The sequence below is a fragment of the Enterovibrio makurazakiensis genome, from assembly GCF_050336585.1.
GTDB classification, from domain to species: Bacteria; Pseudomonadota; Gammaproteobacteria; order Enterobacterales; family Vibrionaceae; genus Enterovibrio; species Enterovibrio gelatinilyticus.
In genome coordinates, this window is sequence record NZ_JAKJSE010000064.1 from 1 (window position 1) to 806 (window position 806).

At 52.9% G+C, this 806-nt stretch carries 1 pseudogene; it reads left to right on the forward strand.

Annotated features, from left to right (window positions below):
• Positions 1-806: pseudogene (locus L4D06_RS25445) on the forward strand (hypothetical protein); the annotation flags it as partial.

Consider the following 806-nt stretch of genomic DNA (forward strand, 5'->3'; position numbering starts at 1 on the left):
GGCCTCACCATCAACAACAAGGTACTGACTGACGACGAAATTGATGCCGTCTTTGCTGGTACCTACACCCAATCCATCAGCGGTGGTAACAAAGCCTTTGACCTGGTCTTCGAAACCCGTGATGACAAACGCTTTGAAGGTGATGAAAGCTTCACCCTAAATGTCTCCGCAGACACCGGCATTGCCGTTGATGGTCAGGGCAACCTGATCCTGAGCGGTCAACAAGATGCCACCATTTCTGATGACGGCAWTGATGGCGATAACACCACCGCCGRTGACAATGACGACCGCCCTTCCCTGAATGTCACGGGGGGTGGCGAAGTCAATGAAGGTCAAAACATTACCTTCACCGTCGCGCTGTCCAACAAGGTCGCGGGCRACGTCGAATACACTTTCAACCTCACCGAGCAAGGTGTTGAGCGCGGTGATATCACTGGCCTCACCATCAACAACAAGGTACTGACTGACGACGAAATTGATGCCGTCTTTGCTGGTACCTACACCCAATCCATCAGCGGTGGYAACAAAGCCTTTGRSCTGGTCTTCGAAACCCGTGATGACAAACGCTTTGAAGGTGATGAAAGCTTCACCCTAAATGTCTCCGCAGACACCGGCATTGCCGTTGATGGTCAGGGCAACCTGATCCTGAGCGGTCAACAAGATGCCACCATTTCTGATGACGGCATTGATGGCGATAACACCACCGCCGGTGACAATGACGACCGCCCTTCCCTGAATGTCACGGGGGGTGGCGAAGTCAATGAAGGTCAAAACATTACCTTCACCGTCGCGCTGTCCAACAAGGT